The 21,936-nt window shown below is 71.8% G+C and carries 20 protein-coding genes and 4 pseudogenes; 19 read left to right on the top strand and 5 right to left on the bottom strand.

Annotated elements, in window-relative coordinates; genetic code table 11:
- The 3 genes from IT371_23355 to IT371_23365 all read left to right on the top strand — a co-directional run.
- The coding region (locus tag IT371_23355; protein ID MCC6750618.1) for a hypothetical protein at positions 1 to 656 on the top strand (656 nt) is incomplete at its 5' end.
- 110 nt (positions 657 to 766) lie between these two features.
- The gene (locus tag IT371_23360) at positions 767 to 2,233 is read left to right on the top strand and encodes a HAMP domain-containing protein (protein MCC6750619.1); all 1,467 of its coding nucleotides are present in this window, start codon (positions 767 to 769) and stop codon (positions 2,231 to 2,233) included.
- The gene (locus IT371_23365; GenBank protein MCC6750620.1) at positions 2,230 to 3,612 is read left to right on the top strand and encodes a sigma-54-dependent Fis family transcriptional regulator; all 1,383 of its coding nucleotides are present in this window, start codon (positions 2,230 to 2,232) and stop codon (positions 3,610 to 3,612) included. The genes IT371_23360 and IT371_23365 overlap by 4 nt, the downstream gene beginning before the upstream one ends.
- Positions 3,613 to 3,664: 52 nt before the next feature.
- On the opposite strand, the gene IT371_23370 is transcribed toward IT371_23365, so the two are convergent.
- Positions 3,665 to 4,117, bottom strand: coding sequence for a hypothetical protein (locus tag IT371_23370; GenBank protein ID MCC6750621.1), 453 nt, complete (start codon positions 4,115 to 4,117; stop codon positions 3,665 to 3,667).
- A 156-nt stretch (positions 4,118 to 4,273) separates the two neighbouring features.
- Between IT371_23370 and IT371_23375 the strand changes: the two genes are divergently transcribed.
- The 7 genes from IT371_23375 to hypF are packed head-to-tail and all read left to right on the top strand — an operon-like array spanning position 4,274 to position 11,672.
- Entirely contained in the window at positions 4,274 to 5,416 is a 1,143-nt protein-coding gene (locus IT371_23375; protein ID MCC6750622.1) for a 4Fe-4S dicluster domain-containing protein, read from the top strand.
- A gap of 4 nt (positions 5,417 to 5,420) precedes the next feature.
- Positions 5,421 to 5,876 carry a cyclic nucleotide-binding domain-containing protein gene (locus IT371_23380; protein MCC6750623.1) on the top strand — a complete coding sequence of 152 codons (456 nt, stop codon included), beginning with the start codon at positions 5,421 to 5,423 and terminating at the stop codon, positions 5,874 to 5,876.
- On the top strand, positions 5,873 to 6,745 hold the full coding sequence (locus IT371_23385; protein MCC6750624.1) for an FAD/NAD(P)-binding protein: 873 nt from the start codon (positions 5,873 to 5,875) through the stop codon (positions 6,743 to 6,745). The genes IT371_23380 and IT371_23385 overlap by 4 nt, the downstream gene beginning before the upstream one ends.
- The gene (locus IT371_23390) at positions 6,742 to 7,545 is read left to right on the top strand and encodes an oxidoreductase (GenBank protein ID MCC6750625.1); all 804 of its coding nucleotides are present in this window, start codon (positions 6,742 to 6,744) and stop codon (positions 7,543 to 7,545) included. Before IT371_23385 ends, IT371_23390 begins: the two co-directional genes overlap by 4 nt.
- Positions 7,538 to 8,833: a Ni/Fe hydrogenase subunit alpha gene (locus IT371_23395; GenBank protein MCC6750626.1), complete on the top strand. Its 1,296-nt coding sequence runs from the start codon at positions 7,538 to 7,540 to the stop codon at positions 8,831 to 8,833. Before IT371_23390 ends, IT371_23395 begins: the two co-directional genes overlap by 8 nt.
- The gene (locus IT371_23400; GenBank protein ID MCC6750627.1) at positions 8,830 to 9,336 is read left to right on the top strand and encodes a hydrogenase maturation protease; all 507 of its coding nucleotides are present in this window, start codon (positions 8,830 to 8,832) and stop codon (positions 9,334 to 9,336) included. Before IT371_23395 ends, IT371_23400 begins: the two co-directional genes overlap by 4 nt.
- Entirely contained in the window at positions 9,333 to 11,672 is a 2,340-nt protein-coding gene (hypF, locus tag IT371_23405) for a carbamoyltransferase HypF (GenBank protein ID MCC6750628.1), read from the top strand. Before IT371_23400 ends, hypF begins: the two co-directional genes overlap by 4 nt.
- Here hypF and IT371_23410 read toward each other — a convergent pair.
- Positions 11,636 to 12,307 (bottom strand): HD domain-containing protein, encoded by a 672-nt coding sequence (locus IT371_23410; protein ID MCC6750629.1) that lies wholly within the window; start codon positions 12,305 to 12,307, stop codon positions 11,636 to 11,638. The two genes, hypF and IT371_23410, sit on opposite strands and share 37 nt — an antisense overlap.
- Before the next feature lie 354 nt (positions 12,308 to 12,661).
- Between IT371_23410 and IT371_23415 the strand changes: the two are divergent.
- The 6 genes and pseudogenes from IT371_23415 (at position 12,662) to IT371_23440 (ending at position 15,209) form a co-directional block, all read left to right on the top strand.
- Positions 12,662 to 13,030, top strand: a pseudogene (locus tag IT371_23415) (hypothetical protein).
- A pseudogene (locus IT371_23420) lies at positions 13,004 to 13,273 on the top strand (hypothetical protein). Before IT371_23415 ends, IT371_23420 begins: the two co-directional pseudogenes overlap by 27 nt.
- Positions 13,274 to 13,540 (top strand): annotated as a pseudogene (locus IT371_23425) (hypothetical protein).
- 39 nt (positions 13,541 to 13,579) lie between these two features.
- Positions 13,580 to 13,753, top strand: a pseudogene (locus IT371_23430) (hypothetical protein).
- A 33-nt stretch (positions 13,754 to 13,786) separates the two neighbouring features.
- Complete coding sequence (locus tag IT371_23435; protein ID MCC6750630.1) at positions 13,787 to 14,290, top strand: hypothetical protein; 504 nt, start codon at positions 13,787 to 13,789, stop codon at positions 14,288 to 14,290.
- Positions 14,291 to 14,477: 187 nt separating this feature from the next.
- On the top strand, positions 14,478 to 15,209 hold the full coding sequence (locus tag IT371_23440) for a M23 family metallopeptidase (protein ID MCC6750631.1): 732 nt from the start codon (positions 14,478 to 14,480) through the stop codon (positions 15,207 to 15,209).
- A 22-nt stretch (positions 15,210 to 15,231) separates the two neighbouring features.
- Here IT371_23440 and IT371_23445 read toward each other — a convergent pair whose 3' ends face one another.
- A complete protein-coding gene (locus IT371_23445; GenBank protein ID MCC6750632.1) occupies positions 15,232 to 16,803 on the bottom strand; it encodes a fibronectin type III domain-containing protein in 1,572 nt (523 codons plus the stop codon).
- Positions 16,804 to 16,972: 169 nt separating this feature from the next.
- Here IT371_23445 and IT371_23450 point away from each other — a divergent pair, with 169 nt between their 5' ends.
- Entirely contained in the window at positions 16,973 to 18,196 is a 1,224-nt protein-coding gene (locus tag IT371_23450) for a CoA transferase (GenBank protein MCC6750633.1), read from the top strand.
- Here IT371_23450 and IT371_23455 read toward each other — a convergent pair.
- Positions 18,164 to 19,009 carry an HD domain-containing protein gene (locus IT371_23455; GenBank protein MCC6750634.1) on the bottom strand — a complete coding sequence of 282 codons (846 nt, stop codon included), beginning with the start codon at positions 19,007 to 19,009 and terminating at the stop codon, positions 18,164 to 18,166. The two genes, IT371_23450 and IT371_23455, sit on opposite strands and share 33 nt — an antisense overlap.
- Before the next feature lie 225 nt (positions 19,010 to 19,234).
- Between IT371_23455 and IT371_23460 the strand changes: the two genes are divergently transcribed.
- Both IT371_23460 and IT371_23465 read left to right on the top strand, forming a co-directional pair.
- The gene (locus IT371_23460) at positions 19,235 to 19,978 is read left to right on the top strand and encodes a DUF4253 domain-containing protein (GenBank protein MCC6750635.1); all 744 of its coding nucleotides are present in this window, start codon (positions 19,235 to 19,237) and stop codon (positions 19,976 to 19,978) included.
- A 13-nt stretch (positions 19,979 to 19,991) separates the two neighbouring features.
- Positions 19,992 to 20,588, top strand: a complete 597-nt coding sequence (locus IT371_23465; GenBank protein ID MCC6750636.1) for a TIGR00730 family Rossman fold protein — start codon at positions 19,992 to 19,994, stop codon at positions 20,586 to 20,588.
- A gap of 16 nt (positions 20,589 to 20,604) precedes the next feature.
- On the opposite strand, the gene IT371_23470 is transcribed toward IT371_23465, so the two are convergent.
- Positions 20,605 to 21,837 (bottom strand): hypothetical protein, encoded by a 1,233-nt coding sequence (locus IT371_23470; GenBank protein MCC6750637.1) that lies wholly within the window; start codon positions 21,835 to 21,837, stop codon positions 20,605 to 20,607.
- Positions 21,838 to 21,936 lie beyond the last annotated feature (99 nt).

Raw genomic sequence — 21,936 nt, forward strand, 5'->3', positions numbered from 1 at the left:
CGCTGCAGCCGATGGGCCGGGACGCGGTCCGCGTCACGATTCCCTACCAATATTTCAAGTACGCGGCGCTGGGTCAGGAGTCCCGCACGCGGCCGCTCAGCTTCATCGTGCCCGTCGGAGTGGCGGAGAAGCTGGCCAAGGCAGCCACCAGCGGGCTCAAGCTCTTCACCGCGCACGACCTGTGGATGGGTCCGCAGCTCCGCATCGTGGCCGGCCGCGGCAAGAGCGCGGTGGTCGTGGACCGCACCTCCACGGGCGGCGAGAACGGCCAGGCCGGCTACGGCGTGGTTCGAGTCCAGCTCGGCCTCGGCCAGAGCGCGAAGGCCTTCTTCGTCGGGCGCACCCGCGACGGCAAGAACCTGGGCCGCGGCACCTTCACCTACGGCAGCGGGGACTGGCTGCTCACGCACGGGGTCGCGTCCATCATCGACCCCGTCAGCCTCGCCGTGAACACCGGCGCCGCACTGAACGGCCGCGACCTGCAGTGGTATCAGAAGGTGACCACGCGCAAGCTCACCACCAACCGCGCCAAGGCGCTCGAAGCGGGGGGCCTCGAGGGCACGCCCGGGCACTTCATCCACGGCGGTACCGTCCTGACCAACGCCGCGGCCGAGCTGAAGGTCGCCGCGCCGCTCGCCGCTCGCTTCGGGCTCTAGTCCGCACTCTCCCCGGGGGCCCCTCTCCCGGCGTACAATGCGCGGCGGAACCGAGCCGTGCATCCTTAGATAGATAGGCAGACGGCGCCTCCAACGGTCGCCCGGCGTCCATGAAGCTGGCCCGCAAGCTCACCCTGGCCCTCGTCCTCGGCATGTGCGCCGTGCTCGCCGTGCACAGCTACCTCCGCGTGCAGCGCGAGGTGGACTACTTCCAGGAGGACATGAAGCGCGACCACCTCGCGATCGGCCACGCCTTCGGCGCCGCCGTGGCGGAGGCCTGGCGCAACAGCGGCGAGGACCGGGCCCTCGAGATCGTCGAGTACGCGGGCAAGCAAGAGATCCGCGTCAAGGTGCGCTGGGTCCGTCTCGACGCGCCGGCCGGGGACCCGCAGCAACCCGCGCTCCCCCGGGCCCAGGTGCAGCGGCTCTCGCGAGGGATGGACCTGCAGCTCGTGCAGGACACGAGCCCCGACCCCTCGATGCTCTACACGTACATCCCCGTGGTCCCGTACGGCATGCCCGTCGGCGCCCTCGAGCTCACCGAGTCGCTCGAGAAGGTCTACGGGTACGTCCGCACGACGATCTGGACCACGCTGCTCACCACGCTCATCGTGGCGGCCGTCTGCGGCCTCATGGCCTGGGGTCTCGGGCTCTGGCTCGTCGGGCGCCCGATGAACGCGCTCATCGGCAAGGCCCGTCGCGTCGGCGCCGGCGACCTCTCGGGCCCGCTCGAGCTCCGCCAGCGCGACGAGCTGGCCGAGCTGGCCGGCGAGATGAACGCCATGTGCGACCAGCTCGCCGGAGCGCAGGAGCGCCTCGCCGATGAGACCGCCTCGCGCATCGTGGCCCTCGACCAGCTCCGCCACGCCGACCGGCTGAACGCGGTGGGCAAGCTCGCCTCCGGCATCGCCCACGAGCTCGGCACGCCGCTCAACGTCGTCGCCGGCCGCGCGAAGATGATCGCCACGAAGGAGGTCGTCGGGGACGAGGCGCTCGACAACGCGAAGATCATCGTCGAGCAGTCCGAACGCATGGCCGGCATCATCCGCCAGCTCCTCGACTTCGCCCGGCGCCGCGGGCCCCAGCGCGTCCTCGAGGACCTGCGTCCCGTCGTGGACCAGACCCTCTCGCTCGTGACCCCGCTCGCGCAGAAGCAGCGCGTGGAGCTCGAGGTGAAGTGCCACGGCACCGCCACCGTCGTGAAGGCCGACCTCGGCCAGCTCCAGCAGGCCCTCACGAACCTGGTCGTGAACGGCATCCAGGCCATGCCGCAGGGGGGAAAGCTCTCGGTGGACGTGCAGAGCGCGCGCGTCCGCCCCCCCGACAGCCTCGGCGGCCCAGACCGCGACTGCGTCTGCGTCTCCGTGCGCGACGAGGGAGCCGGCATCCCGCCCAACGTGCTGCAGCACATCTTCGACCCCTTCTTCACCACCAAGGGGGTCGGGCAGGGGACCGGGCTCGGCCTCTCGGTCTCCGAGGGGATCATCCGCGAGCACGGCGGCTGGATCGGCGTGGAGAGCGAAATGGGCAAGGGGAGCTGCTTCACCATCTACCTTCCTGCCGGAGATCACGCATGACGGCCCACCCGCGAGTCCTCATCGTCGACGACGAACGCGCCATGTGCGACCTGCTCGCCTCCGGCCTCTCGCGTCGCGGCTTCGCCGCCACCGCCTGCTCCGGCGCCGACGAGGGCTTCGCGACCCTCGAGCAGTCCGAGTTCGACGTCGTGCTCACGGACCTCAACCTGCGCGGCGGCACGAGCGGCATCGAGCTCTGCGAGCGCATCGTCGCGAACCGGCCCGACGTGCCCGTGGTGGTGCTCACCGCCTTCGGCAGCCTCGAGACCGCGGTGGCCGCGATTCGCGCCGGGGCCTACGACTTCATCACCAAGCCGGTCGAGATCGACGCCCTGGTGATCACGCTCCAGCGCGCGGTGCAGCACCGTTCGCTCCGCGCGGAGGTGAAGCGGCTGCGCAAGGTCGTGGACCAGTCCCAGAGCTTCGAACGGATCCTGGGCCAGAGCCCGGCCATGAAGCGCGTCTTCGACCTGCTCGACCGCGTGGCCGACTCGGAGGCCTCGGTGCTCGTCACCGGCGAGACGGGGACGGGCAAGGAGCTCGTGGCCTCCGCGCTGCACCAGCGCAGCCGCCGACGCCAGGGACCGTTCGTGGCGATCAACTGCGCCGCGATGCCCGAGACGCTCCTCGAGAGCCAGCTCTTCGGCCACGCGAAGGGCGCCTTCACCGACGCGCGCCAGGCGCAAGTAGGGCTCTTCGTTCAGGCCAGCGGGGGAACGCTCTTTCTCGACGAGATCGGGGACATGCCGGTGGGGCTGCAACCGAAGATCCTGCGCGCGCTGCAGGAGCGCACGGTGCGGCCGCTCGGCGGCGAGGCGGAGATCCCCTTCGACGCGCGCATCGTCGCCGCGACGAACCGCGACCTCGAGACGGCCGTGGCCGACGGACGCTTTCGGGAGGACCTCTACTTCCGCATCAACGTGATCCACGTCGAGCTGCCGCCGCTTCGCGCGCGCGGGAGCGACGTCCTGGTCCTGGCGCAGCACTTCGTCGAGCACTTCGCGGCGGTGGCCGACAAGCCCGTCGTCGGTCTCTCGAGCGCCGCGGCGGAGAAGCTCCTCGCCTACGCGTGGCCCGGCAACGTGCGCGAGCTGCAGAACTGCGTCGAGCGGGCGGTCGCGCTCGCGCGGTACGACCAGGTCGCGGTGGAAGACCTGCCGGAGAAGATCCGGAGCTACCGCCGCTCGCACGTGATCGTGGCCAGCGAGGACCCGTCGGAGCTCGTACCGATGGAGGAGGTCGAGCGCCGCTACATCCTGCGCGTGCTCGACAGCGTGGGCGGCAACAAGACCCTCGCCGCGCAGGTCCTGGGCTTCGACCGCAAGACCCTCTACCGCAAGCTTGAGCGCTACGAGGCGATGGCCGCGCGAGGGAAGTAAGTCGACCTCGACCGGCGACGCCGACCCTCGGGGTCGGGGTCACCGCACGCGGTTACTCCGCGCCCATCCCCGAGTCGTCCATCCCCATGTCGTCCATCATCCCGCCGTCCATCCCCGGCATCCCGCCGCCATCCGTGCCCCCCGGCACGCACGTCCCCCTCGCGGCAAGCTGCTGCGAGCAGGCCATCCCCACCGACATCGGGTCGATCTTGTTGTCGGCACCGCACTTCTCGTTCTTGCGAAGGCACTCGATCGCCGCCTGGACGAACGAACCGCAGCGCGTGGCCATGGTGTTCTTGCAGTCGGCCACCTCGTCCGCGGTGGGCGCATCCTGGGCCGAACACTTGCTCTTGAGCTGGTCGCAGACCGCGGGGCTGCCCGTTCCGCCGCCGTCCACCTTGGCCGTGGCGCCATCCTTGCCGCTGCCCCCGCCTCCGTCCGTCTTGGCCGTGGACTTGTTGCCGCAGCCGACGAAAACGAGCGCCAGGGCTCCTGCCAGTGCCATCCCTCGTAAGCCGGTGTAGTTCATCGTTCGAGGTGCCTCCCATGCTTTAGGTAAGTCCCCAAGCCTACCATGGCCTCTCGTCGGGCCAAGAAACGGCCTGGGGCCCACCCACGTGCGACGCTTGACCGGCTCGCCGCACGGCACGACACTGACCCGATGTCGGTTCGTCCTCAGGGGGCGCCGACCGTCGACTCGGTAATCCTGTCCGTCGACGGCCTCGGCCAGCTGCTCTCGCGGCTCCGGACAGAGGGACGCACGCTCGTGGGACCCACGGTGCGCGACGGGGCGATCGTGCAGGCCGAGCTCGAGGGGCTCGCCGACCTGCCCGCCGGTCTGACCGAGGTGCAAGAGCCCGGACGCTACCGGCTCGAGCGACGTGGCGACGTCGCGCTCTTCGGCTTCTCCACGGCGGTGCACTCTTTCAAACAGCTCTTCTTCGCCCCGCGACAGCGCCTCTTCAGCGCGCGCCGCACGGAGGAGGGCTTCGCGGTCACCCCCGAGCCGGCGGAGACCAGACCGCTCGCCCTGATCGGCGCGCGCGCCTGCGACCTGGCGGCGATCGCGGTCCAGGACCGGGTCTTCGCCGAGGGCCCCCACGCCGACCCCCACTACGTCGCCCGCCGCGCCGACGTCTTCGTCGTCGCGCTCTCGTGCGGCGTGGCCGGCGGCACCTGCTTCTGCGTCTCGATGGGCACGGGCCCCCGCGCCACCCGCGGCTTCGACCTCGCACTCACCGAGCTCCTCGAGGGAGAGCATCGCTTCCTCGTTCAGGCGGGCACCGAGCGCGGCGCGGCGCACCTCGCGCATCTGCCGACGCGGCCCGCCTCGGCCGACGACCTGGGCCAGGCCGAGGCCCTGCTCACGCGCACGGCGGCGCAGATGGGGCGCACGCTCGAGACGGATGGCCTCAAGGAGCTGCTCTACCGTCACGCCGAATCGCCCCGCTGGGAGAGCGTAGCGAGGCGCTGCCTGAGCTGCGCGAACTGCACTCTGGCCTGCCCGACCTGCTTCTGCGGCACCGTCGAAGAGGTCTCCGACCTGACCGGCCAGACGGCCGAGCGGGTGCGCCGCTGGGACTCGTGCTTTACCTTCGAACACTCGCACGTGCACGGGGGCCCGGTGCGGCAGGCCGCGGCCTCCCGCTACCGCCAATGGATGACCCATAAGCTCGCGAGCTGGATCGATCAGTTCGGGACTTCGGGCTGCGTCGGCTGCGGCCGTTGCATCACCTGGTGCCCCGTGGGCATCGACATCACCGAGGAGGCGGCGGCCTTCCGCGCCGCCGAAGGAGGGAGGTGACCGCATGGCCACGACGACTGCCGAGCTGATCAAACACCCGTTCCTGCACGGCCTGACCGAGGCGCAGGTGGAGAGCCTGAAGGCGCAAGCCCAGCGTTTCGAGCCGGGGGCCTTCCTCACGCGCGAGGGCGAGGAGGCCCGGACCCTCTACTTGCTCGTGCACGGCCGCGTCTCGCTCGAGCTGCACGTGCCGGGACGGGGCGTCACGCAGGTGGAGACGATCGGCGCCGGCGACATCATCGGGCTCTCGTGGAACTTTCCCCCTTACCGCTGGCACCTCGACGCCCGCGCGAGCGAGCCGGTGGAGGCCTTCGCCATCGACGCCCCGCACCTTCGCGGCCGCATCGAGGACGACCCGGAGATCTTCCGCGTGCTGACGATCCGCCTGATGCACCTGATGTACGAGCGCATCGAACGGCTGCGCATGCACCGCCTCGACGTCTACGGGGCCGGACGATGAACGCCCTGCGACCGGGCCCGGCGGCGCCCGACGCGGCGAGCGCGCTCCACCCCATGCTCCCCGAGCCGATGCGCATCACGAAGGTCACCGCCGAGACCCGCGACACCTTCACGCTGCGGCTGGACCCCGGAGCGCAGGGAGATGGATTTCCCTTCGCCCCGGGCCAGTTCAACATGCTCTATCACTTCGGCGCGGGCGAGGTGGCGATCTCGATCAGCGGCGACCCGGGCGCCCCCGAGGAGCTCGTGCACACCATCCGCGCCGTCGGCTCGGTCACGGGGCTGATGGCCGGGCTCAAGGCGGGCGATGTCGTCGGCGTGCGCGGCCCCTACGGTACGCCGTGGCCCATGGAGGCGATGCGCGGCCACGACGTGATGATCCTCGCCGGCGGCCTCGGCCTCGCCCCGCTCCGGCCGGCGATCTACCACCTGCTCCGGCATCGCGCGGACTACGGCCAGGTGGCGCTCCTCGTCGGCGCGCGGAGCCCCGAGGACCTCCCCTTTCGCAAGGAGCTCGAGCGCTGGCAGCGCCGCAAGGAGCTGCAGACCCTCGTCACCGTCGACCACGCGGGACCGGGCTGGACCGGCCCGGTGGGCGTCGTCCCGAGCCTCATCGCCCGCGCCCGCGTGGCCCCCGAGAGGGCCGTCGCGCTCGTCTGCGGACCCGAGGTCATGATGAAGTTCAGCGTGCGCGATCTCGAACGGCAGGGGATGACCGACGATCGCATCTTCGTCTCGATGGAGCGCAACATGAAGTGCGCCGTCGCGCAGTGCGGTCATTGCCAGTACGGCCCGCACTTCCTCTGCAAGGATGGGCCGGTGCTCCCCTTCGCACGCGTGCGCAGCATCTTCTCGGTGCGGGAGATCTGACGGTGCGGCGCGGTACGCGAAGGCCCACCCTCGCGGTCTGGAAGTTCGCCTCGTGCGACGGCTGCCAGCTCTCGCTGCTGGACCTCGAGGACGAACTCCTGGCGCTCGCCGGCGTCGTCGAGCTGGCGTACTTCCCCGAGGCCACGAGCACGGCGCTCAAGGGCCCCTACGACCTGTCGCTCGTGGAGGGCTCGATCACCACCGCGCACGACCTGGAACGCCTTCACGAGGTGCGGCGGCTCTCGCGCAAGCTCGTGACCATCGGCGCGTGCGCCACGGCGGGGGGAGTGCAAGCCCTCCGCAACGTCGCCGACGTGGCCGCGTACCGGAGCGTCGTCTACGCCCGGCCCGAGTACATCGCGACGCTCGCGACCTCCACGGCCATCGCCACCCACGTCCCGGTGGACTTCGAGCTGCGCGGCTGTCCGGTGAACAAGCGCCAGCTCCTCGACGTCGTCGCGGCCTTCGCGAGGGGGCGCACGCCCAGCATCCCCGCTCACGCGGTGTGCGTGGAGTGCAAGCTGCGCGGCAATGTGTGCGTGATGGTGACCGGCACCCCCTGCCTCGGGCCCGTGACCCACGCCGGCTGCGGGGCGCTCTGTCCGAGCTACTCGCGCGGCTGCTACGGCTGTTTCGGCCCCATGGAGGCCCCGAACGCGGCGGCGCTCACCGCGGGGCTCATGGGCCTGGGCTGCACCGCGCTCGACGTCACGCGCCTCTTCCGGACCTTCAACGCGGACGCGCCGGCCTTCAAGGAGGCCGCCGCGGCGGCCGAGCGCGAGGGAGAGCGCCGTGGCTGAGCGGACCCGCACGATCAAGGTCGACTACCTGCCGCGCGTCGAGGGCGAGGGGTCGCTCTTCATCCGGCTGCGCCAGGGGAAGGAGCCGGAGGTCCGCCTCTCCATCTTCGAGCCGCCGCGCTTCTTCGAGGCCTTTCTGCGCGGCCGCGGCTACAGCGAGGCCCCCGACCTGACGGCCCGCATCTGCGGCATCTGCCCCGTGGCGTACCTGATGAGCGCCTGCCACGCGATGGAGGACGCGCTCGGGATCCGCGTCGAGGGGCAGCTCCGGGCTCTGCGGCGGCTCCTCTACTGCGGCGAATGGATCGAGAGCCACACGCTGCACACCTTCATGCTGCACGCCCCCGACTTCCTCGGCTATCCCGACGCCCTGACCATGGCCAAGTTCCACGGACCGAAGGTGGAGCTCGGTCTGCGCCTCAAGCGGGCGGGCAACGCCATCGTCGAGCTGCTCGGCGGGCGCGAGATCCACCCCATCAACGTGCGCGTCGGCGGCTTCTACCGCGTCCCGACGCGCGCCGAGCTCGACTCGCTGCTGCCGGAGCTCCGCTGGGGCAAGGAGGCCGCCGCCGAGGCCGCGCGGTGGATGGCGACCCTCTCCTTCCCCGAGCTCGAGCGGGACTACGAGTTCGTCGCGCTCCGCCATCCGGACGAGTACCCCTTCTGCGAGGGACGCATTAGCTCGTCGAAGGGGATCGATGTTCCCGTCCGCGAGTTCGGCGAGCACTTCGCCGAGGAGCACGTCACGCACACCCACGCGCTGCACGCGCGCGTGAAGGAGCGGGGGGCGTACCTCTGCGGGCCCCTCGCGCGCTTCAACCTGAACTTCGACCGCCTCTATCCGGAGGTCCAGGCGCTCGCACGCGAGGTCGGTCTCTCCGTGCCGTGCCTGAACCCGTTCAAGATGCTCCTCGTGCGGATGGTCGAGGTGGCGCAGGCCTTCACCGACGCGCTCCGGATCGTCGAGGCCTACGCGCCGCCGAAGGAGGCCTTCGTACCCGCCACGCCGCGCGCGGGCGAGGGCCACGGCGGGACGGAGGCGCCGCGCGGGATGCTCTACCATCGCTATCGCCTCGATGACAGCGGCACCATTCTCGAGGCGCAGATCGTGCCGCCCACCTCGCAGAACCAGGCCTCGATCGAGGAGGACCTGCGGCAGATGGCCGGCGAGCTCGTCGCGCTGCCGCTCGCGGACGCGACGCACCGGGCCGAGCAGGCGGTGCGCAACCACGACCCGTGCATCTCGTGCGCCACGCACTTTCTGACGCTGAAGGTCGACGAGGAATGAAGCCGCACCCTGCGCCCGGCGCGGCGGAACTCGCGGCGCGGCGCACGCGCGTCATCGCCCTGGGCCAACGCTTCGCCGGCGACGACGGCGTCGGACTCGTCGTGCTCGAGGCGCTGCGCGAGGCGCTGCGTGGGGCGCGCCTCCCCGAGGGTGTGGAGCTCGTCGAGGCGCCGGACGCGAGCCGTCTGGTCGAGCTGGTGCGGTTCGACGGGGAGGTCGTGATCGTGGACGCGCTCCTGGCCGACCCCCCGGGGCGAGTCCTGCTCCTCGACGAGCCGGCGCTCGCCCGTCTTGGACCGGGACGGCTCTCGAGCCACGGGCTCGGCGTGGCGCAGGCGATAGGCCTCGCCCGCGCGCTCGCCCCCGCGCTCATCGCGCGGCGCCTTCAGCTGGTCGGCGTCACCATCGCCCCCCCACGGCGCGGGGAGAGTAGCCTCTCCGACGAGGTGGCCCGCGCCCTCCCCGAGGCTGTCGCGCGGGTCCGCACCCTCATCGGGGCATGATCCGCATCGGGCTCGCGCTCCGCGGTGTGGTGCAGGGGGTGGGCTTTCGCCCCTTCGTCTTTCGCCTCGCTGAGCGAGAGGGGCTGACCGGCCTCGTGCAGAACCTGGGGAGCGAGGTACGGATCGAGGTGCAGGGACTCGCGCCTCGCGTGGCGCGCTTCGAGCACGCGCTCGGGAGCGAGCTCCCCGCGGCGGCCCGCATCGTATCGGTCGCGCGGACTGCGCTCCCGCTGTGCGATGAACCGGGTTTCGCGATCCGCCCGAGCGAGCGCGCGCCGCACGTGCGTCCGGCCCTGCCGACGGACCTCGCGACCTGCCCCGCCTGTCGCGCGGAGGTGCTCTCGCCCGCCGAGAGGCGGCACGGTTACCCCTTCGCGAGCTGCACGGCCTGCGGCCCTCGGTACACCATCGTCGAGGCCCTCCCCTACGATCGCGCCTCGACCAGCATGCGCGGCTTTTCGCTCTGCGCCGCCTGTCGGCGCGAGTTCGACGACCCGCGGGATCGGCGCTTTCACGCTCAGCCGATCGCCTGCCCGATCTGCGGGCCCGCGCTCCGGCTGCTCGATTCGCGCGGGGTAGAGCTCGTGCGGGGTGCTCCCGCGCTCACGGCCGCGGTGCGACTCCTCGGGCGGGGCGAGATTCTGGCCGCCAAGAGCCTCGGCGGCTATCAGCTGCTCGTGGACGCCACCGACCCCGGGGCCGTCGCGCGGCTCCGCGCGGGCAAGGGACGCGACGATAAGCCCTTCGCCGTGATGTTCTCGGCGCCGGAGGCCATGACACCCTGGTGCGACCTCTCGGCCGACGAGCGGGCGGCGCTCTCGTCTCCCGCGGCGCCGATCCTCCTCGCACGGCGTCGAGAGCTTCCCGACCCATTGCCTCGGACGGCCGGTGGCCTGGCTCTGGAGGCGCTGGCCCCGGGAAACCGCGACCTCGGGGTGATGCTCCCGTCCACGCCGCTCTACCTCCTTCTGCTCGAAGAGCTCGGGCGGCCGGTGGTCTGCACGAGCGGCAATTTGGCCGAGGAGCCGATGTGCACCGACGAGCCGGAGGCGCTCGCTCGCCTCGGAAAGCTCGCCGACGCCTTTCTGGTCCACGACCGTCCGATCGTGCGCCCCGTGGACGACTCGGTCGTGCGCGTGACCGGCGCCGGTCCGCAGCTCGTGCGGCGCGCCCGCGGCTACGCCCCGCTCCCTCTGCCTCTCGCGCGGGCGGGACGCGAGGCGTGCGTCCTGGCCCTCGGGGCGGAGCTGAAGAGCACCGTGGCGCTCCTCCTCGGGGAGGAGGCCGTGGTGAGCCAGCACCTCGGCGACCTGCGCTCCGCTGGCGGGGCGCGGCTCCTCGCGCGCACGGTGGACGACCTGCTCGGCTTCTTCGCCGCGCGCCCCGAGCTCCTCGTCTGCGACCTCCACCCGGACTACGCCTCGAGCCGCCTGGCCGAGAAGCTCGCGACCGCGCACGGCGTGCCGCTCCTCCGCGCGCAGCACCACCACGCCCACGTCGCGGCCGTGATGGCCGAGCACGCGCTCGAAGGACCGGTGCTCGGGCTGGCCTGGGACGGAGCGGGCCTCGGCTCCGACGGCACCCTGTGGGGGGGAGAGGCCCTGGTCGTGGAGCGCGCGGGCTTTTCGCGCGTCGCGCACCTCGAGCCCTTTCCGCTCCCCGGTGGCGAGCGTGCCTTTCGCGAGCCGTGGCGCGCGGCGCTGGGGCTGCTCTTCGCACACGCCCCCGAGCTGGCCTCGTCGTTCGCGGCCGAGGTCCTCCCGGCTCCCGAGGCTGCGCTGCTCCTCGAGACGCTCCGGAGCGGGGTCGCCTCTCCCCGCACGAGCAGCGTCGGGCGGCTCTTCGACGCGGTGGCCGCGCTCGCCGGTCTTCGCACGGGCCCGAGCTACGAAGGTCAGGCCGCGCTGCTCCTCGAGCAGGCAGCCCGCGAGGTGGGCCCGGTCGAGCCTTACCCGCTCCCCCTCGGAGACGGGCCACCCATGGTGGCCTCGCTCGGTCCGTTCGTCGACGCGCTCCTCGCCGAGCGGCGCCGCCACGCTGCCCCCTCGGTGCTCGCCGCGCGCCTGCACGAGACGCTGGCCGCCCTCGCCGAGGCCATCGCCGCCCGCGTCGGGCTCGAGCCGGTGGTCCTCGCGGGGGGCTGCTTCCTGAACGAGCGACTCACCGCGCGCACGCGCGAACGGCTGCTCGCGCGAGGACACCAGGTCTACCTGTCACGCGATTTCCCCCCCGGGGACGGCGCCATCTCGCTCGGTCAGGCGCGCCTCGGGGACTGGTCGCTCGACGGAGCGCGGGCCGTCTACGTCGAAACCTCGCGCACGAGCTCGTCGAGGTAGGCGCGCAGCGCGGTGTGGCGGCGCGCGGCCTCCTTGCGGGCCGACGGGTAGTGCATCCCCTCGGCGAGCTTGAGGAGCTTGAGCTGGAAGTGGTCCGCGGCCTGTCGCAGGTCGTCGAGCGGACGATCGAGCAGCGCCCCCGGGTCCGTCGGATGATAGAGGCGCACGGCCTTCCCGGCCGAGGCCATGCGCTGGGCCGTGGCGAAGACCCGCGCCACGCCCACCGCGCCGATCGCATCCAGGCGATCCGCGTCCTGCAGCACGGTGCCGAGCTCCGAGGTGGCCGCCCGACCGCGCGACCAGCTGCAGGTGCGCACGGCCTCGACCACCGCCGCGACCTCGCGGTCGCTGTAGCCGACGAGCCGCAGGAGCGCCCGCGCCTCCTCGGCGGACCGCTCCGACGCGTACGGTCGATCCTTCTCGTGCTTCGGCACGTCCACGAGGTCGTGCACCAGCGCCGCGGCCCCGGCCAGATCGGGGTCCACGCCCGCCTCAGGGGCGAGGCGCGTGGCCCACTGGTGGACCCGCAAAAGGTGATAGACATCGTGCGCCACGTCGTCACGCGGTGAACGGGGCGCCACGAGTTCCCACAACCGGCGATGACGTTCGTGGCTCTGCGGTAATGGCTCGGGCATCGGACGGGCTCCACCAGACGTTGGCGAGGCGGAGCATTCCCCCAAGTCGGCCCGCGTTGCAAGGGGTGCCTCAGTTTTCCATGGGCCCCGGGATCCGGGCGTCACGTTTCCCGCCGGGGGTGCCCCGAGACCCCGGTCTAACCCGGCACACAGATTTCAGGCCCCGCGTCCGGCCATCTGGCATGCTGGTTGCTCTCTCTATAATGATCGACCGTGACGCACTCCGTGGAGGTCTCGATGCGCACCCGTGATCGACGTCGGCTCCTGATCGCCCTGCCGCTGGCCCTCGGCCTCTCGGCCTGCGGTCGCGCCCCTCTCCCCGCGCTCTGCGAGGATCCGAGCCCCGTCTGCGGCGTGGACGGGCAGACCTACTACTCGCGCTGCGAGGCCGAGCTCGCCGGGGTGACCCTGGCGCACAAGGGCGCCTGCCCCTCGAACGGCCCGGACGGCGGCGTCACCGACGGGAGCTCGTCGGACGCCGACGCCGGGCCCCTGCCCGACGGTCGCACAGGCTGCCGCAGCAGCGCGGACTGCGACCCCTCGAACAACGAGTACTGTCGGTTCGAGGTCAACTGCGGCAAGACCGGCGGCGGCATCTGCGTGCAGCGGGCCCGCGCCTGTCCCGCGATCTACTCCCCCGTCTGCGGCTGCGACGGCAAGACCTACGGCAACGACTGTGAGGCCCGCGGCGCCGGCATGAACGTGTCCCGCAAGGGAGCCTGCGAAGATCCGCCGCCGCCCCCGCCGCCCCCGCCGCCCCCGCCGCCCCCGCCGCCCCCGCCGCCCCCCGGCTGCTGGTCGAACAAGGAATGCGGCGCCACGGCCGGCCAGTTCTGCCTGCTCGACGCGAGCTGCGGCGCGATGAACCCGGGCAAGTGCGTCGCACGTCCGAAGGGCTGCGCCGCGATCTACGACCCGGTCTGCGGCTGCGACGGCAAGGACTACGGCAACGAGTGCGCCGCGCAGATGAGCGGGGTCTCCGTCCGCTCGAGAGGCCGCTGCAACCAGCCGTCGGTCTGCAAGAGCAGCATGGAGTGCGGCCCGAACCAGTTCTGCGCCCAGGATTCGAGCTGCGGCATGAACGGTCCCGGCAAGTGCGCACCCCGGCCGCAGGGCTGTCCCGAGTACTACGCCCCCGTCTGCGGCTGCGACGGCAGGACCTACGGCAACGACTGCGAGGCCAACAGCGCCGGCACCTCGGTGGCGCGCAAGGGGGCGTGCAACACCCCTTCGAGCTGCAAGAGTAACGCGGACTGCGGCTACGGCGCGCCGATGTACTGCAACCTGGATGGTCACTGCGGCAAGATGGGGCCCGGCACCTGCGCGCCTCGCACCGGGAACTGCCCCAAGATCCTCGCCCAGGTCTGCGGCTGCGACGGCAAGACCTACGACAACGACTGCCTCGCGCACGCCGCCGGCACCTCCATCGCGCAGAAGGGCCCCTGCGGCCCGCCGCCCTGCAAGGACAACGTGGAGTGCATGCACCTCAAGAACGGGTACTGCCACTCCGACTTCGGCTGCGGCGCGCAGGGCGGAGGAGTGTGCAAGACCCGCCCCTCGAGCTGCACGGGGGAGTACCTGCCGGTCTGCGGCTGCGACAACGTCACGTACAGCAATCCCTGCGGCGCCAACGCGAACGGGGTCTCGGTGGCCAGCCGCGGGGCGTGCTCGCCGACGACCACCAGCTGCGACCAGCTCAGCGCCGCGTACCAGGTGGCCGTGAAGCAGGGCAAGAGCTGCAACGCCGCCCTTTCGAGCCCGCAGTGCACCGTGATGGTTCCGGACAGCCTGCAGTGCGGCTGCATGACCATGGTGGACTCGCGCAACACGCTCGCCGTGCAGGCCATCACCTACGTGCAGCAGCTCTGGAAGCAGCAGGGGTGCCTCTCGGTCCCCTGCACCAAGCCCTGCCGGCCGGTTCAGGCGGGGATCTGCGTGGCCGGGTCGTCGGGAACCGCGGGGACCTGCCAGGACCGGCCGTAGCGCCCGTTTGCGCAGCCACCGGAGGCAAGATCCTCCGAGCACCAGGTAACCGGCGGCGCAACCGATTCTCCGCATTTCGTGGCCGACGCGGTGGTCAGCAGGCGGGGTCTTCAAGCCCCGGGATCGTGAAACAATGGTGGATTCTTGCGCCCTCGGGCGCGGCACGCCAGTTGCTCTCACCTCATGCATGAGGCTAGCGGTACCCTCGCGGCGCCCCGGGCGGTCCTGGCTCGTCGTGGGCCTGCTTTGCGGAGGCCTCGCCTCGGCCCCGGGCTGCTCCGGCACCCTGCGCGGAGGCCTGCTGGGCGAGGAAGGTGCCTCCGACGGAGGGCCGGGGTCCATCGGCGTCGCGGACGGACGGACCACCGGGCGCGCTGACCTGAGAGCACCGGCCGACCTCGCGGCCCGCGACGGCTCCCCACGCCGCAACCCCTCCGACGCCGCGCCGGCCAAGCGGCGGCTCACGGTGACGGAGATCGTGGGCGGCGCCTACTCCGTCGTGCAGCCCTACGGCTACACGACCTTCAACGGCGGCTACGAGTACTGCCAGGGGTACGGGCACTGGGACGCGAGCCGCATCGTGCACTGCGGGAGCGACATCACCCTGGCGCGTGGAACCAAGCTCTACGCGATGGAGGACGCGACGGTCACCGAGTCGGGCGGCACGGGCTACTTCGCCGACAGCCAGAACGCCGCCGCAGGCGAGCTCAGGATGCGCCTCTCCGACGGGACGGAGGTCATCTACGGGCACTGCTCCAGGATCCTCGTGACCACGGGCGCGCGCGTGACGCTCGGCCAGGAGGTCGCCGAGAGCGGCACCCAGAACGGACCGCACCTGCACCTCGAGGTCCGCCGGCCCGACAAGACCTGCACGTACAAGGCCTGTACCGTAGACCCGATCACCTTCTTCGGACCCTGAGGGCGGGCTAGGGCTAGCTGGTTCAGGGCGCGAGGAGCTGCCAGCTCTCGTAGTAGTGCACCGCCACGCCGGCCATCGCCACGTTGCCGACGTAGGCCTGTCGTGTCGCGCCGAGCGCCGCGTTCATCGCCCCCTCGCCCTCCTCGCAGAAGGTGAGCTGGTCGCCCAGGTTGCACTGCGTCTCCACCCCCACCACGGCCTGCTTGCAGACCGCCTCGGCGTACCCCAGCTCGCTCGCGGCGAGGTCGATAAGCCCCCCGCCGCCCGTGGCGAAGTCGCGGTAGTCCATGATGACCACCCGGTCCACGAGGTCGAGCACCCACTTGTGGAGCGGGCGCGTCGCGCCAGCGCGCGTGACCTGCACCGTGTCGTACCAGAAGGGAACGTCCACCGCGAGCGCGAGGCCGCTGCCCGCCACGGCCTGGGCAAGCCCCTCGAGCAGGTCCAGGTACTGGTTGGCGATGCCGTTGCGGTCGGTATTCCACTCGGGGAGGAGGTACGGCTCGACGTCGAAGTGCACGGCGGTGGGCTTCGCGCCCGACAGCGACTGCACGTAGCTCACCGACGCCCGCGCGAGCGCCAGAGCCTGCTCGTGGCTGGCGGCCCGCGCCCAGCTCGGCGCGCCGAAGAGGAGTTCGACCTTAAGGTTCTGGGCCGCGGCGCTCTGGACTAGGTCCGTCAGCGTGGCCGGCTGCGCCGCGACGAGGGCCTCGCTCTCCACGTAGATCGCACTCACGGACCTGCCCGCGGCGAAGGCCAGCAGCCCCGGCTTGGTCGCCTGGTCGTAGCTCCAGACCCAGAGACCGCGACCGTCGGCGTCCGCGGGAGCCCCGCAGGTCGTCGTCGTCGTCGAGGCCGCGTTCGACGCCGGGCCCGCGCCGCAGGCGTTGTAGGGGCGCACGCGATAGGTGACCGCCGTGCCCTGCGCGAGTCCGGCGTCCGTGTAGGTCGTGACGTCCGCCCCCACGCTGGCCACCTCGACGAACGTCGCCCCGTCGGCGCTGCGCTCGATCTTGAAGCCCGACTCGCTCGCCGAGTCGTCGCTCCAGCTCAGATCGGCCTGCGTAGCGTAGGTCCGCTGGATCGCCAGCGTCGGCGCCGCGAGGGCCGGCAGCGTGGTCGTCGGGCTCGCGGTCTGCGCATACGCCGAATAGAGCGTCGGAGAGCCCTTGACGTAGGCTCGCACGCGGTAGAAGTAGGCCGCTCCCGCCGTCAGGCCCCTGCTCGTATAGCGCGTCACGTTCGCCCCCACGGACGCGATCTGAGTAAAGCTCACGCCGTCGACGCTGCGCTCGACGCGAAAGCCCGTCTCGTCGTTCGCGTTGTCAGTCCAGGTGAGCTCGATCGCGCACTGCGAGCGGGCCGACGCCGCGAGGTCCGTGGGAGCCGCGGGGGGCGCGCTCACCCGGTAGGTCACCCGCCCCGTCGACTCCTCGTCGAAGGCGCTCTCCACGCCCCCGCACCCTCCGACGAGCGCCACGACCGCCACGCTCGCCCAACCAGCACCCGCCTTCCACAGCCCACGCGCCCGTCGCAGCTTCATCTCGGGTGTGATGCCTCCCTGCAGCGTCTGCCGTAGCTCCGAGGTATGCATCCCTCGCACCAGCCGCGCGGCGGAGAGGGCGTGCCACCTTTCGGTCGGTTACCGTCCGCAACGCCCGAAATACGACAGGAACACCCCCCGGAGCTGGGGTGTCGAGACTCCAGGCTCCTCGGCCACGACGCCTCTTGCCCCCGCCCCGCGCCTCGCTGATGCTCCCGCCATGCAACCCCTCGCCACCCCCGGCCCGCTCTCCGGCGTGCGCGTGCTCGACCTGACGCGCGCCATGTCCGGCCCCTACTGCACCCTCCTGCTCGGCGACCTCGGCGCCGACGTGGTGAAGGTCGAACGCCCCGGCGCCGGCGACGACACGCGCGCCTGGGGGCCGCCCTTCCTCGCCGCGCGCGACGGCACGCGGCAGTCGGCCTACTTCCTCTCGGTCAACCGCAACAAGCGCTCGGTGGCGCTCGACCTGAAACAGCCCGACGGCCGCGCCGTGATCGAGCGGCTGCTCGCGCGCGCCGACGTGCTCGTCGAGAACTTCTCCCCGGGGACCATGGCGCGACTCGGGCTCGCCCCCGAGGCGCTCCTCGCCGCGCACCCGCGGCTCGTCGTCTGCTCGATCTCGGGCTTCGGCCAGAGCGGCCCGGGCAGCCACCGCACGGCCTACGATCTGATCCTGCAGGGGATGGGCGGGCTGATGAGCGTCACCGGCCCCGAAGACGATCCGACCCGCCTCGGCGTCCCCATCGCCGATATGGCGAGTGGGATGTTCGCGGCGCACGCCGTGCTCGCCGCGCTCTTTCACCGGGAGCGCACCGGCGCGGGGCAGCTCGTCGACGCGTCGATGCTCGGCAGCCAGGTGGCTCTGCTCACCTACCAGGCCGCGGCCTACTTCGCGACCGGTCGCGCCCCGACGACCACGGGGAACGCGCACAGCATGATCGCCCCCTACCAGACCTTCGCCACGCGCGACGGTCACGTGAACGTGGCGGTGGGCAACGACGAGCAGTGGCGCCGATTCACCGACGCGCTCGGCCTCGCGCACCTGCGAGAGGACCCACGCTTCACCCACAACGAAGGCCGCGTGGTCCACGTGCGCGAGCTGGCGCGTCTCATCGAGGAGCGCTTCGTCGCGCTCGGCACGGCCGAGATCGTGACCACCCTCGACCGCGCGCAGGTGCCGTGCGGGCCGATCTATCGCGTGGACGAGGTCTTCGACGATCCGCAGGCGCGGCACCAGGAGCTGCGCCGCGAGGTCGAGCACCCGACGCTGGGCACGATCGCGAGCACGGGCTTTCCGTTTCGGCTCTCCGCCAGCCCGGCTGCGATCCGTCGCCCGCCGCCGCTGCTCGGCGAGCACACGGTCGAGGTGCTGCGCGAGCTCGGCTACTCTGAGGCCGAGGCCGCCGCGCTACAAACCCGGATGGCCGAGGCGCAAGCGTGAGTGCGAGCCGCCCTGGCCGTGCGACGAGCTCGCCACGCGGCGACGATGCTGCACCAGCTCCCCGCTTCCCCCGCGCCGCTTCCCTCCGAGCGCGTGCGAGATCTTGCGGGGCGTCGGCGTGATGCGCGGCGAGCCGCCCCCGAGGCGCCGCATCATTGACCGATGCCCCTCGAGGAGCGCGACCGCCGCCTCGACGACGTCGGGCGCGAAGTGCGTCCCCGACCCCTCCCGCAGCGCGGCCACGATGCGCGCCCTATCCCACGGCTCCTTGTAAGGGCGGCGCTCGGCCACGGCGGCAACGAAGTCCGCCACCGCGACGATCTGCGCCTCGCGCGTCATCGGCGTGCCAGGCTCGCGCGCGGGATAGCCCCCACCGTCGACCCACTGATGGTGTCCACGAACGCCTTGCGCCAGGTAGTGACGAAGCGTCGTGCGATGGCCGCCCCCGCGCTCCAGCAGCTGCGCCCCGAGGTCGGGATGCTGCTTCATCACCGCCCATTCCTCGTCGGTGAGCGGCCCGGCCTTCTCGAGAATGGACCAAGGCACGCGCCCCTTGCCGAGGTCGTGCAGACGCGCCACCTGCCGGACGAGCCTCTGCTCGCGCGCGGTGAGCTCGAGCCGCCGGGCCAGCATCGCGGCCACCCACTCGACGGCGTCGCTGTGTCGCGCCGTCTGGCGGTGGCGATGCGAAAGAGAGGAAAACAGGTTTTGCGTCCAGTCCGCGCGCGCGGACGTCGGACGCGCGACGGCGCACGCGGCGAGGAGCGCGAAGGCCAGGCACTGTCTCAAGAGGTGCGAGCTCGTTCGATCCATGCGTGCCGGGGGCCCTAACGAGCAAGATGCACGCCAGGCGTTTCGTGAGATCTCCTAATGATTACGACCCTCGGACCGTCGCCGCTGGCCGCTGGCCTAGCCGCTCGGTGGCGCCCCGGACCCTGCTCCGCGCCCACACGGTCGACCCGCCCCGATACCGAGACCGCGCGCCCGACGCTCGAGAAGGTAGCCTTGCGCCCCGCCGGTGGGATACTTATACGCACTATGGAGCGCCTACGACGTAAGCTCGCGCAGCACGGCATCGACGGCTCGACGGTTTCCCCGTTCCTCGAGCTCGACGACGGCAACATCCATCGCCTCGTCGCCCCGGCCGAGGAGGCGTTTCGCCTCTGGGGTCAGCTCCGGGAGCTCGTCCCCCGCACCGGGCTCTGGCCGGTAGTGGTGGGAGACGAGCAGAGCGTGCGCCTGATGGTGAATCAGGTGACGAGCGACGATTTCCCTCCCGCGGCCCAGCTCATCGAGGACGGCCTGGCCATCGACACCGGCCTCTGGTTCACGGCGATGGAGGAGGAGAACCCGGACTTCTTCGAGCGGGACCTCTCCGGCTGGCAGGAGCCGGGCCCCCTGCGCCCGACCTTCGAATCCCTGATGGCGAGCGAGGAGGGCGAGCGCCGCGACCTGTCGGTGGCGCTGATCCCGAGCCCCGTGAGCTGGCACGCGCCCGGACACCTGCGAATCGGCGGCTGGGACACCTGCCCCATCGCAGAGGTCCACGTCGCGCTGCTGAAGCGATGGCACGAGCGCTACGGCGCCGACGCGATGGCCATCTCGTACGACACGATCGAGCTGCACGTCGCCCGCCCGCCGAAAGATCGCGCCGAGTGCGAGGCCCTCGCCTGGGAGCACTACGTCTACTGCCCGCCGCTGGTCCTGCAGACCGAGGGCGGCCTGGGAGGCCTCGCCGCCTCGCTCCTCGGTTCGCGTCGCTGGCTCTTCTCCTGGGACTGAGCGCGAGGCGAGCGTGGCCGCGAGCACCCTCAAGCGCATCTGCGTCTTCTGCGGCTCGAGCGCCGGGGCCCGCCCCGCGTACGCCGACGCCGCGCGCGCCCTGGGCGGCGAGCTGGCCCGACGGGGCCTCGAGCTCGTCTACGGGGGCGGCAACGTCGGCCTGATGGGGATCGTCGCCGACGCGACGCTGGCGGCCGGAGGGCGCGTGACGGGCGTCATCCCCCGGGCCCTCGTCAGCCGCGAGCTCGCCCACACCGGGCTCACCGCCCAGCACGTCGTCTCGAGCATGCACGAGCGCAAGCAGCTCATGCACGACCTCTCCGACGCGTTCATCGCGCTCCCCGGCGGGCTCGGCACCTTCGAGGAGCTGTTCGAGACGCTCACCTGGAGCCAGCTCGGGATCCACCGCAAGCCCTGCGGCCTCCTCAACGTGGAGGGGTTCTACGACCCGCTCCTCGCGCTCCTCGACCACGCCACCGCCGAGAAGCTCGTGCGCGCCGAGCACCGCGCGACGCTGGTACACGACACGACCCCGGACGGCCTGCTCCTCGCCTTCGCGCGCTACCGCGCCCCGCAGCTCCCGAAGTGGCTCACGCCGCAGCAAACCTGACCCCAGGGCCCACTTCTCAGAAGCAGTTCACGGTCCCCACCTCGGCGAGCACGCGCGTCCCGCTGCCGAAGTTGTAGTGCAGGAAGTACAGCCCGTCGGGCGTCGAGACGGCGTGCGGACGCCAGCCGCGAACCTCGGGGTCCCGCGGCTGCGCGAGGAGCGGCGCCCCCTGCGCGTCGAGGAACTGCCAGTAGAGGCGGGGCTCGCTCGCCGCGCTGCGCTCGTCCCAGAGGACCCAGGTCAGCGCGCCGTGGGCCACCGCGCGCGGATGGAAGGAGTCGCCTGCGGTCCGCGTGAGCTGAACCTGGTTCGTCACCTTCCCCTCGCCGTCGGTCCGCGCGCAGAAGACCTCGTGGTTCGTCTCGGTCACCTTCTGCTCGTAGCAGAGGACGAACCCGCCACCGGCCTGCGGGGCGACCGACGGGAAGGCCCCCTTCGTTCCGGCAGCGGAGACGCGGAGGTCGTTCCCCTGTCGCTGTCCCCGCTCGTCGAAGAGCGCGGCGTAGACGGCCGGGGTCCCCTCGCGCATGTCGGTCCACGACAGCAGGAGGCGCCGGCCATCCCAGGCCACCCTGGCGAGGGTGGAGTTGATCCCCGACTGCGGCACCTTCGTCGGTCCGGAGAGGATCTTTCCGTCGGACCCCACGCGCAGAAGGTGCACCTCGTCGCGCCCCTCCTCGACGCCGTTCAGCACGAGCGCGTGGACCGCGCCGACGCGCGCCCCGTCGAAGCTGCTCGTGAGGGGGGTATGCACCGTCGCGGGCTGGCCCTTGAAGACCCCCTGGTCGTCGAGCTGGACGCGCTTGAGACTCGTCCCCTCGCTGTAGAAGAGGACCGCGCCGCCGGCCACCGGCAGGAGGAGCGGGTCACGCCCCCGAGCCAGCTCCTTCGCGCCGCGCGGCTTGCCGAGGAAGTCCACCCAGGCCCAGTAGAGGCGCGGATCGGACTTCGCTTCGGACTCCCAAACGAGGCTCACCCCCTTGCCGCTGGCGAGAGGCACGATCCCCGCCTCGTCCGCCTCCAGCGTGGACTGGCCGAGCGGCATCAGGCCGCGCAGCGTGGTGCTCGTGCAGGTCACCGCCGGCAGCGCGTCGGCCCGAGCCTCCCTCGCCCCGCCATCCCCCGTCGCGCCGTCGCGCGCACCCCCGTCCGCCGGCACCGCGGTGAACCCAGAACAGCGCAGCAGGCACGAGCCGAGCGCCGCGAGCCAGAGTCGTGAGCCGGCCGAGAGCCGGGGTCCGGGCCTCATGCGGGACTCATCCCACAAAGCCGGCCGCCTGACCAGTGCCCCTCACACGGCACCCGACGAGGCGCGCGTTTACAGCGTCCCGCGCGCGGGCTAGCTTTG

It is taken from the genome of Deltaproteobacteria bacterium (genome assembly GCA_020848905.1).
Lineage (GTDB): Bacteria > Myxococcota_A > Polyangia.

Excerpts from the sequence above, each read along its gene's own strand:
- IT371_23410 (MCC6750629.1), bottom strand. The coding sequence starts at position 12,307 with ATGCCCGAGCCATTACCGCAGAGCCACGAACGTCATCGCCGGTTGTGG.
- hypF (MCC6750628.1), top strand. The coding sequence starts at position 9,333 with ATGATCCGCATCGGGCTCGCGCTCCGCGGTGTGGTGCAGGGGGTGGGC.
- IT371_23385 (MCC6750624.1), top strand. The coding sequence starts at position 5,873 with ATGAACGCCCTGCGACCGGGCCCGGCGGCGCCCGACGCGGCGAGCGCG.
- IT371_23370 (MCC6750621.1), bottom strand. The coding sequence starts at position 4,117 with ATGGCACTGGCAGGAGCCCTGGCGCTCGTTTTCGTCGGCTGCGGCAAC.
- IT371_23400 (MCC6750627.1), top strand. The coding sequence starts at position 8,830 with ATGAAGCCGCACCCTGCGCCCGGCGCGGCGGAACTCGCGGCGCGGCGC.
- IT371_23455 (MCC6750634.1), bottom strand. The coding sequence starts at position 19,009 with ATGGATCGAACGAGCTCGCACCTCTTGAGACAGTGCCTGGCCTTCGCG.
- IT371_23450 (MCC6750633.1), top strand. The coding sequence starts at position 16,973 with ATGCAACCCCTCGCCACCCCCGGCCCGCTCTCCGGCGTGCGCGTGCTC.
- IT371_23445 (MCC6750632.1), bottom strand. The coding sequence starts at position 16,803 with ATGCATACCTCGGAGCTACGGCAGACGCTGCAGGGAGGCATCACACCC.
- IT371_23360 (MCC6750619.1), top strand. The coding sequence starts at position 767 with ATGAAGCTGGCCCGCAAGCTCACCCTGGCCCTCGTCCTCGGCATGTGC.
- IT371_23365 (MCC6750620.1), top strand. The coding sequence starts at position 2,230 with ATGACGGCCCACCCGCGAGTCCTCATCGTCGACGACGAACGCGCCATG.
- IT371_23375 (MCC6750622.1), top strand. The coding sequence starts at position 4,274 with ATGTCGGTTCGTCCTCAGGGGGCGCCGACCGTCGACTCGGTAATCCTG.
- IT371_23435 (MCC6750630.1), top strand. The coding sequence starts at position 13,787 with ATGCACCTCAAGAACGGGTACTGCCACTCCGACTTCGGCTGCGGCGCG.
- IT371_23380 (MCC6750623.1), top strand. The coding sequence starts at position 5,421 with ATGGCCACGACGACTGCCGAGCTGATCAAACACCCGTTCCTGCACGGC.
- IT371_23460 (MCC6750635.1), top strand. The coding sequence starts at position 19,235 with ATGGAGCGCCTACGACGTAAGCTCGCGCAGCACGGCATCGACGGCTCG.
- IT371_23440 (MCC6750631.1), top strand. The coding sequence starts at position 14,478 with ATGAGGCTAGCGGTACCCTCGCGGCGCCCCGGGCGGTCCTGGCTCGTC.
- IT371_23470 (MCC6750637.1), bottom strand. The coding sequence starts at position 21,837 with ATGAGGCCCGGACCCCGGCTCTCGGCCGGCTCACGACTCTGGCTCGCG.